At 71.4% G+C, this 14,863-nt stretch carries 18 protein-coding genes; 15 read left to right on the top strand and 3 right to left on the bottom strand.

What is annotated here, in order from left to right:
• Nucleotides 1-176: 176 nt before the first annotated feature.
• From pgsA to CXP56_RS18195, 4 genes are read left to right on the top strand one after another with little or no spacing between them, the layout of a single operon-like run.
• A complete protein-coding gene (gene pgsA, locus CXP56_RS18210; RefSeq protein ID WP_028846218.1) occupies nucleotides 177-788 on the top strand; it encodes a phosphatidylinositol phosphate synthase in 612 nt (203 codons plus the stop codon).
• Nucleotides 785-1,717 carry a phosphatidylinositol mannoside acyltransferase gene (locus CXP56_RS18205; RefSeq protein ID WP_028846217.1) on the top strand — a complete coding sequence of 311 codons (933 nt, stop codon included), beginning with the start codon at nucleotides 785-787 and terminating at the stop codon, nucleotides 1,715-1,717. Before pgsA ends, CXP56_RS18205 begins: the two co-directional genes overlap by 4 nt.
• The gene (locus CXP56_RS18200; RefSeq protein WP_028846216.1) at nucleotides 1,714-2,886 is read left to right on the top strand and encodes a glycosyltransferase family 4 protein; all 1,173 of its coding nucleotides are present in this window, start codon (nucleotides 1,714-1,716) and stop codon (nucleotides 2,884-2,886) included. The genes CXP56_RS18205 and CXP56_RS18200 overlap by 4 nt, the downstream gene beginning before the upstream one ends.
• A gap of 17 nt (nucleotides 2,887-2,903) precedes the next feature.
• Complete coding sequence (locus tag CXP56_RS18195) at nucleotides 2,904-3,377, top strand: LemA family protein (protein ID WP_169725204.1); 474 nt, start codon at nucleotides 2,904-2,906, stop codon at nucleotides 3,375-3,377.
• 170 nt (nucleotides 3,378-3,547) lie between these two features.
• On the opposite strand, the gene CXP56_RS18190 is transcribed toward CXP56_RS18195, so the two are convergent.
• The gene (locus tag CXP56_RS18190; RefSeq protein WP_286902094.1) at nucleotides 3,548-5,686 is read right to left on the bottom strand and encodes an elongation factor G-like protein EF-G2; all 2,139 of its coding nucleotides are present in this window, start codon (nucleotides 5,684-5,686) and stop codon (nucleotides 3,548-3,550) included.
• 261 nt (nucleotides 5,687-5,947) lie between these two features.
• Between CXP56_RS18190 and pdxS the strand changes: the two genes are divergently transcribed.
• Entirely contained in the window at nucleotides 5,948-6,796 is an 849-nt protein-coding gene (gene pdxS / locus CXP56_RS18185; protein ID WP_245566520.1) for a pyridoxal 5'-phosphate synthase lyase subunit PdxS, read from the top strand.
• 114 nt (nucleotides 6,797-6,910) lie between these two features.
• Here the strand turns inward: pdxS and CXP56_RS18180 are convergent, their stop codons facing one another.
• Nucleotides 6,911-7,117 (bottom strand): hypothetical protein, encoded by a 207-nt coding sequence (locus tag CXP56_RS18180; protein WP_038044229.1) that lies wholly within the window; start codon nucleotides 7,115-7,117, stop codon nucleotides 6,911-6,913.
• Nucleotides 7,110-7,664 carry a helix-turn-helix domain-containing protein gene (locus tag CXP56_RS18175; RefSeq protein ID WP_028846212.1) on the bottom strand — a complete coding sequence of 185 codons (555 nt, stop codon included), beginning with the start codon at nucleotides 7,662-7,664 and terminating at the stop codon, nucleotides 7,110-7,112. Before CXP56_RS18175 ends, CXP56_RS18180 begins: the two co-directional genes overlap by 8 nt.
• 76 nt (nucleotides 7,665-7,740) lie before the next feature.
• On the opposite strand from CXP56_RS18175, the gene CXP56_RS18170 reads away from it, so the two are divergent.
• From CXP56_RS18170 to yajC, 10 genes are all read left to right on the top strand, one after another.
• On the top strand, nucleotides 7,741-8,433 hold the full coding sequence (locus CXP56_RS18170; protein ID WP_286902090.1) for an AzlC family ABC transporter permease: 693 nt from the start codon (nucleotides 7,741-7,743) through the stop codon (nucleotides 8,431-8,433).
• Entirely contained in the window at nucleotides 8,430-8,756 is a 327-nt protein-coding gene (locus CXP56_RS18165) for an AzlD domain-containing protein (RefSeq protein WP_028846211.1), read from the top strand. Before CXP56_RS18170 ends, CXP56_RS18165 begins: the two co-directional genes overlap by 4 nt.
• A 65-nt stretch (nucleotides 8,757-8,821) precedes the next feature.
• The gene (gene pdxT / locus CXP56_RS18160; protein WP_286902087.1) at nucleotides 8,822-9,445 is read left to right on the top strand and encodes a pyridoxal 5'-phosphate synthase glutaminase subunit PdxT; all 624 of its coding nucleotides are present in this window, start codon (nucleotides 8,822-8,824) and stop codon (nucleotides 9,443-9,445) included.
• A gap of 17 nt (nucleotides 9,446-9,462) precedes the next feature.
• Nucleotides 9,463-10,212, top strand: a complete 750-nt coding sequence (locus CXP56_RS18155) for a YebC/PmpR family DNA-binding transcriptional regulator (protein ID WP_028846209.1) — start codon at nucleotides 9,463-9,465, stop codon at nucleotides 10,210-10,212.
• A 39-nt stretch (nucleotides 10,213-10,251) separates the two neighbouring features.
• Entirely contained in the window at nucleotides 10,252-11,121 is an 870-nt protein-coding gene (locus CXP56_RS18150; RefSeq protein ID WP_211227455.1) for a hypothetical protein, read from the top strand.
• Between the two features lie 111 nt (nucleotides 11,122-11,232).
• Nucleotides 11,233-11,802 (top strand): DUF4262 domain-containing protein, encoded by a 570-nt coding sequence (locus tag CXP56_RS18145; RefSeq protein ID WP_084608774.1) that lies wholly within the window; start codon nucleotides 11,233-11,235, stop codon nucleotides 11,800-11,802.
• Between the two features lie 91 nt (nucleotides 11,803-11,893).
• Nucleotides 11,894-12,466, top strand: a complete 573-nt coding sequence (ruvC, locus tag CXP56_RS18140; RefSeq protein WP_028846207.1) for a crossover junction endodeoxyribonuclease RuvC — start codon at nucleotides 11,894-11,896, stop codon at nucleotides 12,464-12,466.
• A gap of 15 nt (nucleotides 12,467-12,481) precedes the next feature.
• Entirely contained in the window at nucleotides 12,482-13,087 is a 606-nt protein-coding gene (gene ruvA / locus CXP56_RS18135) for a Holliday junction branch migration protein RuvA (protein ID WP_286902081.1), read from the top strand.
• A complete protein-coding gene (gene ruvB, locus CXP56_RS18130) occupies nucleotides 13,087-14,145 on the top strand; it encodes a Holliday junction branch migration DNA helicase RuvB (RefSeq protein ID WP_028846205.1) in 1,059 nt (352 codons plus the stop codon). The genes ruvA and ruvB overlap by 1 nt, the downstream gene beginning before the upstream one ends.
• 197 nt (nucleotides 14,146-14,342) lie before the next feature.
• The gene (gene yajC, locus CXP56_RS18125) at nucleotides 14,343-14,747 is read left to right on the top strand and encodes a preprotein translocase subunit YajC (protein WP_028846204.1); all 405 of its coding nucleotides are present in this window, start codon (nucleotides 14,343-14,345) and stop codon (nucleotides 14,745-14,747) included.
• Nucleotides 14,748-14,863: the final 116 nt, after the last annotated feature.

Below are 14,863 nucleotides of genomic sequence, written 5' to 3'. Positions count from 1 at the left end.
TGGTTACGATGTCAGCTGGTTGTCTGTCTTATCCGGTATGTCGGTAACGTTCGCGGCGGCGGAGGCGAAGAAGGCCCCGGCTCACCTGCGGTCGCGATCAGGGCGGCGCGGACGCGCCGGAAGCAGCCGTCGGAGCCTGCGGCCGTGGCGAACCCCACGTCGCTAGGCTGTCAGTGATGTTGAACGTCTTCGCTCGTGCGTCGGTGTCCCGTGTGCTCGACCCGATCGGTGCGATGCTGGTGCGGGTCGGGCTGACCCCGAACGCCATGACGGTGATCGGCGCCGTCGGGGTCATCGCGTGCTCGCTGTCGTTCTTCCCCAACGGCTTGCTGCTGTGGGGGACGTTCACGGTATGGGCCTTCGCCATGCTCGACCTGCTGGACGGTGCCATGGCCAGGGCGTCCGGGCGCAGCACCCCGTTCGGCGCGGTGCTGGACGCCACCTGTGACCGGCTGGCCGACGGTGCCCTGTTCGGCTCGATCACCTGGTGGTGCATCGCCAGCGGCGAGCACCGTGCGGCCGCGGCAGGCCTGGTCGTGCTGGTGCTTGCGCAGGTGATCTCCTACATCAAGGCGCGCGCGGAGGCCTCCGGGCTGTCCGCCGACGGCGGCCTGGTGGAGCGGGCCGAGCGGCTCATCGTCGCCCTGCTGGGCACGGGGCTGCAGGGCCTCGGCGTGGCGCACGCGATCGAGGTGTCGCTGTGGCTGCTGGCTGCGCTGTCGGTGCTGACCCTGGCGCAGCGGATGTGGTCGGCGATCGTGGCCGCGCGGGAGGTGCGATCGCCATGAGCAAGCTCACCGCGAAGGTGACCGACCTCGGGTTCGCCCTTGGCTGGTGGCTCACCCCGCTGGTGCCCGCAGGCATGGCGCGCACCGTGTTCAACGTGGCAGGTGAGTTCGCAGCGGCCCGAGGCATGAACCGACGCGGTGGCGTGGCGCAACTGCGCCGCAACTTGCAGCGCGTGGTGCCCCAGGCGGGCTCCGCCGAGCTGGACGAGCTGACCCGGCAGGCGATGAAGTCCTACGCCCGCTACTGGCGGGAGGTCTTCCAGCTGCCGTCGTGGAACCGGGGCGAGGTGGCCGACCGGCACGTGGTGGAGGGCAGGGAGAACCTGGACGCCGCGCTGGCCGAGGGCAACGGTGTGGTGGTGGCGATGCCGCACACCGGCAACTGGGACGCCGCGGCGGTGTGGATCGTGCACTACTACCGCACGTTCACCACGGTGGCCGAACGGCTCCGACCCGAGTCGCTGTACCAGCGGTTCCTGCGGTTCCGGGAAGGTCTCGGCATGGAGGTGTTCCCGCTGACCGGTGACGGCCCGGTGGCGCCGCGGCTCACCGCGCGGCTGCGGGAGAACCGGATCGTGGTGCTGCTGGCGGACCGGGACCTGACCGGCAACGGCATCGAGGTGACCCTGTTCGGCGAGAAGACCACGATGCCCGCGGGTCCGGCGTACCTGGCGGCCCGTACCGGGGCGGCGCTGCTGCCGATGAGCACTTGGTTCACCGACGACGGCTGGGCGCTGCGCTTCCACCCGCCGGTGCGAGTGGCCAGCGTCCGGGAAGCGCCGTCGGCGACTCAGCAACTGGCTGACACGTTCGCCGGTGCCATCGCGGCCCACCCGCAGGACTGGCACATGCTGCAACCGCTGTGGCTGAGCGACCGGCCGGGCGGTGGGCAGCGGCAGGCGGAGACGGACCAAGCGGATGCCCGGTGAGTGACCAGCGACGGACCAAGCTCAAGATCGGCATCGTCTGCCCGTACTCGTTCGCGGTGCCGGGCGGAGTGCAGAACCACGTCGCCGACCTGGCCAAGGCGTTGCTGGCGCGCGGGCACGAGGTGTCCGTGCTCGCCCCGGCGGCCGCCGACGCGGAACTGCCGCACTTCGTCCAGCAATCCGGGCGCGCGGTCGGCGTTCCGTTCAACGGGTCGGTGGCCAGGCTCCAGTTCGGCCCGGTGGCGTATGCGCGGGTCCGCCGGTGGATCAGGGAGAACGCCTTCGACGTGCTGCACCTGCACGAGCCGGTGGTGCCCAGCCTGTCGATGCTGGCGCTGAAGGTCGCCGACGGGCCGATCGTGGCCACGTTCCACATGTCGACCAGCCGGTCCCGCACCATGCTCGGCTTCCGCCCGGTGCTGCGGCCGCTGTTCGAGAAGATCACCGCCCGGATCGCGGTGTCCGAGCTGGCCCGCAGGGTGCAGGTGGAGCACCTGGGCGGCAACGCGGTGGAGATCCCCAACGGAGTCGACGTCCCGTTCTACGCGGGGGCCGAGCCGCTGGACGGGTACCCGCGCCCGGAGCCGACGATCGCGTTCGTCGGCCGCTACAACGAGCCGCGCAAGGGCATGCCGGTACTGCTGGAGGCACTGCGGCTGCTCACCGCGCGGCTGCCGGACGTGCGCCTGCTGGTGGTCGGCCGCGGCGAGGAGGACGAGCTACGGGAGTCAGCCGGGCCGGACCTGTCGTCCCGCATCGACATGCTCGGCCAGGTCGACGACGCGACCAAGGCCAGGGCGCTGCGCAGCGCCCATGTGTACTGTGCGCCCAACCTGGGCGGCGAAAGCTTCGGCATGATCCTCACCGAGGCCATGGCGGCGGGCACGCCGGTGGTCGCCAGCGCGCTGGATTCGTTCCGGCGTGTCCTGGACGACGGCGCGGCCGGGGTGCTGGTGCCGGTCGGTGACCCGGTGGCCCTGGCGGACGGGTTGTACACGGTGCTCAGTGATCGCCGGCGGGCCGCCGAGCTGTCGGCCGCCGGGTCCAAGCTGGTGTGGCAGTACGACTGGTCGACGGTGTGCGACCAGATCCTGCGCGTCTACGAAACCGCCGTCGCCGCCGACCCGCGGCGCGTCGCGGAAGTGCCGGTGCGGCGGGAGGTGCGGTGACCGGGCTCGACCAGACCGTGCTGATCGTCGTGGGCGTGGCGGCCCTGCTGTTGCTCGCGCTGCTGGTCACCACCGCGAACCGGCTGGACCGCCTGCACATCCGCACCGACGCCGCGTGGGCGGCGCTGGATGCGGCGTTGGCCCGCCGGGCGGTGGTCGCACGGGCAGTCGCCAGCACGCTGGCGGACGCCGAAGAGCTGCGAGCGGCCGCGTACGCCGCGGAGTCGGCGCCGCGGCGGGAACGGGAAGCGGCGGAGAACCGGCTGACCCGGCTGCTCGCCGACGTCGACCGCGGAGCGCTGCCGGAGGGCATCGCGGCCGAGCTCGCCGACGCCGAGCAGCGAGTGGTGATCGCCCGCCGCGTCTACAACGACGCGGTGCGCGACACGCTGAGCTTGCGCCGCCGCCGGAAGGTGCGCTACTTCCGGCTGGCCGGGTCGGCGCCTGCCCCGGAGTACTTCGAGATCGCCGAGCCGGACATCGCCACGTAGCGTGCCCGAGGCCCGGCTGGCCGTCGATGTTCGGCCACCGGCCGGAGCTGGCTGATCGCTTTCCCGGCCACCCCGGCAGGCGGGCACCACCGCCCGGCGGCGCGGCCCGCTCCATCGTCCGGCGACGGGGCCCGCACGGCCGTCCCGCAGGCGGTTCGTACCGCCGTCCGCTAGTGCGCCGAGGCGAACGCCCCCTGTGGTACCGGCTCGTAGCGGGCGAACTTCCGGGTGAACGTCGCCGTTCCGGACGTCAGCGACCGCAGGTCGATGGCGTACCTGACCAGTTCCACCGCGGGTACCTGGGCTTTGACCACCGTGTGGCCGTTGTCCGCCGACTCGGTGCCCATCACCCGGCCGCGCCGCGACGACAGGTCACCCAGGACCGCTCCGAGGTATTCGTCCGGCAACGTGATCTCGACGTCGTCCAACGGTTCCAGCGGTACGACGTTGCCCGCGGCGGCAGCCTCCTTGACGGCCAGTGCCCCGGCCGTCTGGAACGCCGCATCCGACGAGTCCACGCTGTGCGCCTTCCCATCGACCAGCGTCACCCGGACGTCCACCACGGGGTAGGGATCGTCGGTGACGCCTTTGGCCAGCTGGGCCCGCACCCCCTTCTCCACGCTCGGGATGAACTGGTGGGGGATTGCGCCGCCGACGATCTTGTCGACGAACTCGAACCCGGATCCGCGTGGCAGCGGCTCGACGTCGATCTCGCAGATGGCGTACTGGCCGTGCCCGCCGGACTGCTTGACGTGCCGCCCGCGGCCGTGCGCCTTGCTGGTGAACGTGGCCCGCATCGGGATCCTGACGTCCTCGGTTTCCACCTCGGTGCCGCCCGCGCGCAGCCGGGACAGCGCGACGTCGGCGTGCGCTTCGCCCATGCACCACAACACCAGCTGGTTGGTCTCGGCGTTGCGTTCCAGCCGCAATGTGGGGTCGCCGGCCACCAGGCGGGAGAGGTTGCGCGCCAGCGCGTCCTCGTCCGACCGGTTCTTGGCGACCACGGCGATCGGCAGCAGGGGCTCCGGCATGGCCCACGGCTTCATCAGCAGCGGCTCGCGCGGATCGGAGATGGTGTCCCCGGTCTCGGCCGAGCCCAGCTTGGTGAGCGCGCACAGGTCGCCGGCCACGCAGTACGGCACTTCGTTCAGCTGCGCGCCCAGCGGGGAGTAGATGTGGGCGACCCGCTCGTCGGTGTCGTGGTCGGCGTGCCCGCGCTCGGCCATCCCGTGTCCGGACACGTGCACCGGGCGCTCCGGCCGGAGGGTGCCGGAGAAGACCCGCACCAGGGACACGCGGCCGACGTAAGCGTCCGCGGTGGTGCGGACGACTTCGGCGGCCAACGGGCCGGCCGGGTCGGCGGTCAGCTCTGCGTGTTCTTTGCCGTCCACAGTGGTCACCGGCGGCACCGGACGCTCCTGCGGCGAGGGGAAGCCCTTGGTGACGACTTCGAGCACTTCGGCCAGTCCCACCCCGGTGAACGCGCAGGCGGGCACGACCGGGTGGAACGACCCGCGGGCCACGGCGGTCTCCAGGTCGTTGATCAGCGTCTCCACCGCGATCTCTTCGCCCGCCAGGTAGCGGTCCATCAACGTCTCGTCTTCCGACTGCTCGATGATGCCCTCGATGAGCTGGTTGCGGGCCTCGGTGAAGCGGTCCCGATCGGCCTCCGGCACGTCGCCGATCCGTGGCGCCGGTCCCGCGGAGTAGTCGATGAGCCGCTGGGTGATCAGGCCGAGCAGCGCCTGGGCGCCGACCGGCAGGTACAGCGGCTGCACACCGGCACCGAACGCGGACTGGCACGCGGCGAGCTCGCCCATGGCGTCCGCTCGTGGGTGGTCGAGCCGGGAGATCACCACGGCGCGGGGCATGCCGACTTCGGCGCATTCCCGCCACAACGCCGCGGTGGCCTCGTCGACCCCGTCGGCGGCGCACACCACGAACAGCGCGGCGTCGGCCGCGCGCAGGCCTGCGCGCAGTTCGCCGAGGAAGTCCAGATAGCCCGGGGTGTCGATGAGATTGACCTTGATGCCCTCGTGCACGAGCGGAGCCAGGGCCAGCGCGACGGAGCGCTGCTGCCGGACCGCGACCGGGTCGTGGTCGCACACCGTGGTGCCTTCGGTGATGCTGCCCGCCCGGGAGATCGTGCCGGTGTGCGCCAGCAGGGCTTCCACCAACGTGGTCTTGCCCGACCCGGACGGTCCGACCACCGCGACGTTGCGCACAGCCGTGGGGGAGTCGACCACCAGCGACGCGGCGCCGGCCTTGCCGTTGTGCCTGCCGCTGGAGTGGGTATGTCTGTCAGCCATGGCGGCCTCCTACCTGGCGCGATGCGAGCTGTCGGGTGTGTCTCCGATCACACACCCCGGCCGCCCGGGGTGCAAGGGGCCGCATGAAGTGGCCTGCCGAAACAGCTCGCCACTGGCCCGCCCGAAGGGGCCACAACGGCCGTACCATCGGAACGTATCCCCCGGAAGAGAGAAAGGCGTGAAGCGTTGACCGCTGAGCAGACCTCGACCGCTGGACAGCAGCCGAACTCCGAGACCGGCACGCCGCGGGTCAAGCGTGGCATGGCCGAGATGCTCAAGGGCGGCGTGATCATGGACGTGGTCACCCCCGAGCAGGCCAAGATCGCCGAGGACGCCGGGGCGGTCGCCGTGATGGCGCTGGAGCGCGTGCCTGCCGACATCCGGGCGCAGGGCGGGGTGGCCAGGATGTCCGACCCGGACCTGATCGAGCGGATCATCGACGCGGTGTCGATCCCGGTGATGGCCAAGGCGCGCATCGGGCACTTCGTCGAGGCCCAGGTGCTGCAGGCGCTCGGCGTGGACTTCATCGACGAGTCGGAAGTGCTCACTCCCGCCGACTACGAGCACCACATCGACAAGTGGCAGTTCACCGTGCCGTTCGTGTGCGGTGCGACCAACCTGGGGGAGGCGCTGCGCCGCATCGCCGAGGGCGCGGCCATGATCCGGTCCAAGGGCGAGGCGGGCACCGGGGACGTGTCCAACGCCACCACGCACATGCGCCGGATCCGCTCCGAGATCCGCAGGCTGACCTCGCTGCCCGAGGACGAGCTGTACGTCGCCGCCAAGGAGCTGCAGGCGCCGTACGAGCTGGTCAAGGAGGTGGCGCAGACCGGAAAGCTGCCGGTGGTGCTGTTCACCGCGGGTGGCATCGCCACCCCGGCGGACGCGGCGATGATGATGCAGTTGGGCGCGGAAGGCGTGTTCGTCGGCTCCGGCATCTTCAAGTCGGGCGACCCGGCCGCGCGCGCCGCGGCGATCGTCAAGGCGACCACGTTCTACGACGACCCGGACGTGATCGCCAAGGTGTCCCGCGGGCTGGGCGAGGCCATGGTCGGCATCAACGTGGAAGAGGTGCCGCAGCCGCATCGGCTGGCCGAACGCGGCTGGTGATCGTGGCGGGTGACGGCCCCGGCGCGCGGCGCTGGGGCCGCTCGGCGCTGCCGGGACCGCACCGGGTCGCTGCGGGCTTCTCAGGCCGAGCGGCCCGGTCCGCGGACCTGGCGATCACCAGAATTCGGCAGGCAGCTTGCTTTCGATGTCGCGGACGTGCTCGCGGGCGCACCGGTCGCACAGCCACTGCGGCTGAGCCCCGGAGCGGTCGCACACCCAGCTGAGCGCTTCCAGCGGGTCGGCGTCCGTTCGCGCTCGCCCGCAGGTGCGGCAGCGGGCGCCCGTGTCGTCGCCCGGGGTGGGCTTCGCCGCGTCAGACATGCTCGGACACCAGGACGGCCGTGGTTCCGGGCTCGATCGCCTCGAACACGTGGGGCAGGTCGCCGGGGTAGGCGATGTAGTCACCGGGCTCGAGCTCGACCGGATCGTCCAGCAGTCCGATCCTGGCCCGGCCCGAACACAGCACGACGTGCTCGACGACGCCCGGCATGTGCGGATCCGACTCCCGGGCCGATCCGGGCTCGGCCGAGATGAAGTACAGGTCACGGCGGGCGCCCGGCGGGCACGCGGACAGCACCGTCGCCACGTAGTCGGCGCGCTCCGAGGCGACCGTGGGTCCTTCGCCGCGCCGCAACAGCTGCACGGTCGGCCGCGGCGGGTCGACCAGGCGCGCGAACGGCACGTCGAGCGCCACCGACAGCGCCCACAGAGTCTCCACGCTGGGATTGCCGGTGGCCGACTCCAGCTGGGACAACGTCGACTTGGCGATCCCGGCCCGCTTGGCCAGCTCGGACAGGGACAACCCGGCGCGTTCGCGCTCGCGGCGCAACGAGCGGGCGATCGCGGCCAGCGGTGGGGCGGACTTCACGTCGGACACTTGGTTCGCTCCATCGGTCAATCGTTCGCCTTGACGAACACTCCGGTATTCGTTCATTATAGAAGTCATGCGTTCGATATGGCGATCGCTCGATCCGGGGCTGGCCCGCGACATCGCGCTGGTCCTGGCCGCCGACACACTCGTCGGCGTGTCGTTCGGGGCGATCACGGTGAGCGCGGGCCTCCCGTTCTGGCTGCCCATGGTGTTGTCCGTGGTGGTCTTCGCCGGTGCCGCGCAGTTCATCTTCGTCGGCCTGGTCGCCTCCGGCGGCAACCCGGTGGCGGCGGTGCTCGCCGGGCTGCTGGTCAATGCGCGGCACTTACCGTTCGGCTTCGCGGTGGCCGACACGCTGGGCACGGGGTGGCGCCGGCTGGTGGGCGCCCACCTGATCATCGACGAGTCGGTGGCCTTTGCGCTCGCGCAGCCGAGCCCGGACCAGCGGAAACGGGCCTTCTGGGTCACCGGGGTGAGCCTGTTCGTGTGCTGGAACCTCGGCGTGGTCGCAGGCGCGGCCGCGGGCACGGCCATCACCGACACCGACGCGCTCGGCCTGGACGCGGCATTCCCCGCCGTGCTGTTGGCACTGGTGCTGCCGTCGCTGCGGGACCGGCATGCCCGGCGCGCCGCGATCGCCGGCGCGGTCGTCGCACTGGCCACCACGCCTTTCCTGCCCGCGGGACTGCCGGTACTGCTCGCTCTGGCCGGGGTCGCCGTCGCCGAGGTCTCGCGGGGCCGTGAGCGCTTGCCGGAGTCGTCATGACCGCGACGGCGACGACCCTGCTGGTGTCCGCCCTGGTGCTCGGGCTCGGCACGTACGGGTGCCGTGTCGTCGGTCCGCTGCTGCGCGACCGGTTCTCGCTCTCGCCGCGCGTCGAACGCCTGATGGTGACCGCCACGGTGGTGCTGCTCGCGGCTCTGGTGGCCACCGCGGCGTTCGTCGAGGGGAAGGCGTTCGCCGGGTGGGCCCGGCCCGCCGGGGTGCTGGTCGGTGCCGTGCTGGCGATCCGGAAAGCCCCGTTCGTGGTGGTGGTGCTGGCCGCCGCCGCCACTGCGGCGCTGCTGCGGCTCGCCGGCGTTCCCTGACCCGGTCACCGGTGCGGGGCGCCGGACAACTACGCTGGTAGAGGCCGTTCAGGAAGGTTTCGCCGTTGACCACGAACAAGCCGCACGTCGGTGTTCTCGCCCTGCAAGGTGACGTCCGCGAACACCTCGCGGCATTGGAGTCGGCAGGCGCGCGGGTCAGCGCGGTACGCCGGGTGTCCGAACTCGAGGCCGTCGACGGGCTGGTGATCCCCGGTGGCGAGTCCACCACCATGTCCCGGCTGCTCGACGTGTTCGGCCTGCTCGAGCCCTTGCGTGCCAGGCTGGCCGGCGGGATGCCCGCCTACGGGTCGTGCGCAGGAATGATCCTGCTGGCCGACAAGGTGCTGGACGGCAGGCCGGACCAACACCAGCTGGGCGCCGTGGACATGCTGGTCCGCCGGAACGCGTTCGGCAGGCAGGTCGATTCGTTCGAGGCCGACCTGGACTTCGCCGGGTTAGCCGAGCCGCTGCACGCCGTCTTCATCCGGGCACCGTGGGTCGAGTCGGTCGGGGCGGACGTCGAGGTGCTGGCCACGGTTCCGGACACCCCGGCTGCGGGACCCGCCGCGGGTAAAATCGTCGCGGTTCGGCAGAAGGCGGTGCTGGCGACCGCTTTCCACCCGGAAATCACCGGGGATCTGCGGGTGCACGAGCTGTTCGTCGGCATGGTGTCCGCCGCACGAGCGTAGGGAAGAGACGAGGAGAAATGGCCGGACACTCCAAGTGGGCGACGACCAAGCACAAGAAGGCCGCGCTGGACGCCAAACGAGGCAAGCTGTTCGCGCGGCTGATCAAGAACATCGAGGTGGCCGCGCGTACCGGCGGCGGTGACCCGGACGCCAACCCGACGCTGTACGACGCGATCCTCAAGGCGACCAAGAACTCCGTCCCGAAGGACAACATCGAGCGGGCCCGCAGGCGCGGAGCGGGCGAGGAGGCGGGCGGCTCCGACTGGCAGCCGGTGACCTACGAGGGCTACGCGCCCAACGGCGTCGCGGTGCTGATCGAGTGCCTGACCGACAACAAGAACCGCGCGGCGTCCGAGGTGCGCACCGCGCTGACCCGCAACGGCGGCTCGCTGGCCGATCCCGGCTCGGTCTCCTACCTGTTCAACCGCAAGGGCGTCGTGGTGGTGCCCAAGGGCGACCTGACCGAGGACGACGTGCTGATGGCGGTGCTGGACGCCGGCGCGGAAGAGGTCAACGACCTGGGCGAGAGCTTCCAGATCATCAGCGAGGCGACCGACCTGGTGGCGGTCCGCGACGCGGTGCGGGCGGCGGGCATGGAGTACGAGTCCGCCGACGTCAGCTGGATCCCCTCGGTCACCGTTCCGCTGGACGCCGAAGGCGCTCGCAAGGTCTTCAAGCTGATCGAGGCGCTCGAGGACTCCGACGACGTACAGAACGTTTACGCCAATTTCGACGTTTCCGACGAAGTGCTGGCCGAGGTCGGTTAGGCTGCACCCCGCAGTGAAGGGGGTTCGATGCAGCCTGGGATGCAGCCTGGCCTGAGTGGTGTTCAGCCGCCGCAAGCGCAGCCGTTTTCGCCGCAGCCGGCACCGCCGGTCACCAGGATTCGTCCGGGTGTCCTGCTCGGCGTCACCCTGTGGCGGCTGCTGATCGTCGCCTTCGCGCTCATCGGCGTCATCGCGGCGGTGCAGCAGGACGGCAACCCGTGGCCCGGTCTGAGCCTGCAGGCCAGCCTGTTCACCGCGATCGTCTACGGCGTGCTGATGCTGTGGCCGCTGTTCACGCTCGGTCGCAGCCACGAACCCCCGTCGGCGTGGATTCGCGGCGGCACCGCAGTGCTGTTGCTGCTGGTCATGTCGGTGTACATGACGCTGCTGGACGGCGACCTGAGCGAAACCTGGTCGCTGTTCGAGCACCTGCTGACGCCGCTGGTGGTGTTCGCCGACGCGTGCTTCGTCGGCGCGAGCGCGGCGCGGATGAAGTGGTGGTTCCCGTTCACCTGGGTGTCGCTGCCACTGGCCTACCTCATCTACTACATCGCCGACGACCTGAAGATGTACGGCGGCATGCTCCGGCCGGACAGCGACAAGTTCTTCGTCTACGTGCCGGTGCTGCTGGTGGTCACCATCGCGCTCGGATTCGTGGTGTTCGGGCTGGGCAAGCTGCGCGGCCTCGTTGCGACGTCGGCTGTCACGCCCGGTGGCGGGCAGGCCCCCTTCGGTGGTCCCGCTCCCCAGCACTGGGGGACGGCGCCCCAGCCCGGCATGCCGCCGGCGGGACCGCAGCCCCCGGCCGGTCGTCCCGCTCCGCAGGGCGGGCAGCCGTACCCACCGCAACCGGTGCCGCCGTCGGGCGGTTTCCCGGGCCCGCAGCACTCGCCCGGCGGTCCGCGGTGACGTGATCCCGGCCGGGCGTGCTGCCGTCGGGCGGCTGGGCTGAGCCGTTCGGCGCAGGCGCCGCGGGAATGCCCGGCGGGCCTGTGCCGGTCACGATACGGATACGGCAAGATGTCCGCTGTGACGACCGACTCCTACGCCGACGCTTCTCGTACCCCGAGGCCCGCGCCGCGCCGGGCGCCCGCCTCGCCCGTGGACGCCGTCCTGAGCCCGGAAGAAGCAGAGCTTAAGGAGTGGATGCTCGAACAGGCGCAGACCCGCGGCAACGCGGTGATCTCGGTGCAGCCGGGCGACGGGGTCGGCAACTTCGAGTTCACCGCGGGGGCGTGGCGGACCCACGGCGTGGCCGAGGCCGTGGTGATCGGCCTGCCCAGGCCGATGGGCACGGTGCTGCTGGACGCCTACGTCGACCGGGCGGCGACCGGCGAGCAGTTCCGCATCGGCGTGCCGTACGAGGACTTCTTCGACGGGGTCCCGGTGCTGTTCCAGAAGGTCGCCGAGCGGTACTACCCGCAGTACTTCGGGTCGGCGTTCCTGCTGTACCCGATGGGTGACTTCCCCGCGCTGCAGATCGTCGTGCCGACGCCGCAGGGGCAGTGGCCGTGGAGCCCGGACGCCCCGCCGGGATTCCGCCGCTGGCAGCCGGTGCTCACCGACACCGGGCAGCCGGACCTGGCCTGACGCGGCGCGTCGCCGGCCGGGTGCGCGGCCGGTGGCGGTAGCCTGCGTGTCGAACGGATGTTCGTCGGCTCGGCGGGACGGAGGCGAGAGGGTGCGCGTGCTCGGGGTCGACCCGGGGCTGACCCGGTGCGGGATCGGCGTGGTGGACGGCGGCCCCGGCAGGCAGGTCACCTGCGTGCACTACTCGGTGGTGCGTACGCCGGCCGACGCCGAGCTGCCGTCCCGGTTGCTGGCCGTGGCCGAGGCGGTGGACCAGGCGCTCGAGCAGCACCGGCCCCAGGCAGTGGCCATCGAGCGGGTGTTCAGCCAGCACAACGTGCGCACGGTGATGGGCACCGCGCAAGCCAGCGGCGTGGTCGCGCTGTGCGCCGCGCGGCGCGGCCTGCCCGTCGGCTTCCACACGCCTAGCGAGGTGAAGGCGGCCGTGACCGGGTCCGGTGCGGCGGGCAAGGCCCAGGTGACGACGATGGTGACGCGGCTGCTGTCGCTGCCCCAGCGGCCCAAGCCCGCGGACGCCGCGGACGCGCTGGCGCTGGCCATCTGTCACCTGTGGCGGGAACCGCTGCGCAAGCGACTGGCCGAGGTGGAACGGCACGCGGCCGAGCTGGCCAGGCAGCACAAGGCCAGGCTGAAGGAGGCGGCCCGGCTCCGGGCCCGAGCATGATCAGGGAGTGAGGAGATGATCTCGTCGGTACGCGGCACGGTGCTCTCCGTCGCGCTCGACCACGCGGTGGTGGAGGTCGGTGGCGTGGGACTGGCCGTGCAGGCCGCGCCGGCGACGCTGGCGACGCTGCGGGTGGGGGAGCAGGCGCAGCTGTTCACCTCGCTGGTGGTGCGGGAGGACTCGCTCACCCTGTACGGCTTCTCCGACGTGCAGGCCCGTGAGCTGTTCGAACTGCTACAGACGGTGTCCGGTATCGGGCCGCGGCTGGCGCTGGCCGCGATCGCGGTGCTGGAGCCGGAGACGCTGCGTGCCGCCATCGCCGACGGCAACATCTCCGTGCTCACCCAGGTTCCCGGCATCGGCCGCAAGGGTGCCGAGCGGTTGAGCCTGGAGCTGCGGGACAAGATCGATGCCGCCGGCCAGGCGACCGCAGCGGCCGGGCCCGCCGCCGCGACGGCGAACTCCGCCGTGCGCTCCGAGGTGGTCGAGGCGCTCATCTCGCTCGGCTTCCCGGCCAGGCAGGCGGAGCAGGCGGTCGACGGCGTCCTGGCGGCCAACGGCGACGGTGACAAGTCGGCGGTCTTGCGGGCCGCGCTGAGCAGCATCGGGAAGCAGCGCTGATGAGCGACGAGGACTACGGCGAGTTCGGCACCGCGCGCTCTCCGGTCTCCGCGCTGCCGGAGACGGGGGAGCGGGAGCTGGAGACCGCGCTGCGGCCGCGCAGGCTGAGCGAGTTCATCGGCCAGGCCAGGGTGCGGGAACAGCTGGAGCTGGTGCTGGAGAGCGCCAAGCGGCGCGGCAGGCCGCCGGACCACGTGCTGTTGTCCGGTCCGCCGGGGCTCGGCAAGACGTCGCTGTCGATGATCATCGCCGAGGAGCTGAACAGCACGATCCGGATCACTTCGGGGCCGGCGCTGGAACGCGCAGGCGACCTGGCGGCCATGCTGTCCAACCTGGCCGAGGGCGACGTGCTGTTCATCGACGAGATCCACCGCATCGCCCGGCCCGCCGAGGAGATGCTGTACATGGCCATGGAGGACTTCCGGGTCGACGTGGTGGTGGGCAAGGGCCCCGGCGCCACCAGCATTCCGCTGGAGATCGCGCCGTTCACCCTGGTCGGTGCCACCACCAGGTCCGGTGCGCTGACCGGGCCGTTGCGCGACCGGTTCGGGTTCACCGGGCACATGGAGTTCTACGAGCCGGAAGAACTCGAGCAGGTGCTGCACCGCTCGGCGGCCATCCTGGGCGTGCCCATCGAGCCGGACGGTGCCGCGGAGATCGCCCGGCGCTCCCGGGGGACGCCACGGATCGCCAACCGGCTGCTGCGCCGGGTGCGGGACTACGCCGAGGTGCGGGCGGACGGTGTCGTCACGCTGGAGACGGCGCGCGCCGCGCTCGAGGTGTACGACGTGGACGAGCTGGGCCTGGACAGGCTGGACCGGGCGGTGCTCAAGGCGCTGGTCGAGTCGTTCGGTGGCGGTCCGGTCGGGGTGTCCACGCTGGCGGTGGCCGTCGGTGAGGAGGCGGCCACCGTCGAAGAGGTCTGCGAGCCCTACCTGGTGCGCGCGGGCATGCTGGCCCGCACCCCGCGTGGCCGGGTGGCCACCCCGGCGGCGTGGCGGCACCTCGGCCTGATCCCGCCCAAGGAGCAGCCGGAAGCCCCGACGCTGTTCGACTAGCAGCCTCCAGCGCGCGGTCCGCACGTGGCAAAGACCGATTCCCGGCACTGTTCGCCGAGGCCAAGGCCGGGGACGGGGACCTGCCGACCGGGTGCGGGGCGTACACTGGCACACTCGGCTGCGACGCGGACTTGACAGCCGGTCACAGACGGACGTTGACACAACCGGGCGCCGCGAGTGCCCGACAAGGGAGCAACATGGAAATCCTCCTTCCCATGTTCGTTGCGCTGCTGCTGGTGATGGTCTTCAGCGCGCGCAAGCAGAAAAAGGTGATCGCCGCCCAGCAGGAGATGCAGGACAGCCTCAAGCCGGGCGACCGTGTGATGACCACCTCCGGCTTGTATGCCACGGTGGCCGACGCCAGCGACGACACCACCATCGACCTGGAGATCGCCGACGGCGTGGTGACCACGTGGCTGCGCCAGGCCGTCCGGGAGAAGGTCGGCCCGGTCGTCGAGGACGACGAGGAGCTGACCGACGGCGACACCGACGGCTCCGCCGAGGCCGAGCTGTCGGCCGACGGCTCCGCCGAGGACAAGGCCGAGACCAAGACCGAAAGCGGCGCGCAGGTCGCCCCTCCGCTGGAGCACGGCACGAAGTAGCCATCGGCCAAGGTGTCACACCGGGCTCACGCGGCACGGAGTAAAGTCTCCGTGCCGCGAGGTGAGGTGTGACCGTTCCCACGCGGCATCTCGTCGAACGTCAACTTCGGGCAGCC

Source organism: Thermocrispum sp., from assembly GCF_002919275.1.
Taxonomy (GTDB): domain Bacteria; phylum Actinomycetota; class Actinomycetes; order Mycobacteriales; family Pseudonocardiaceae; genus Thermocrispum; species Thermocrispum agreste.
Note: the sequence above shows the minus strand (reverse complement) of the source record. Positions and strands in the feature narration are given on the sequence as shown.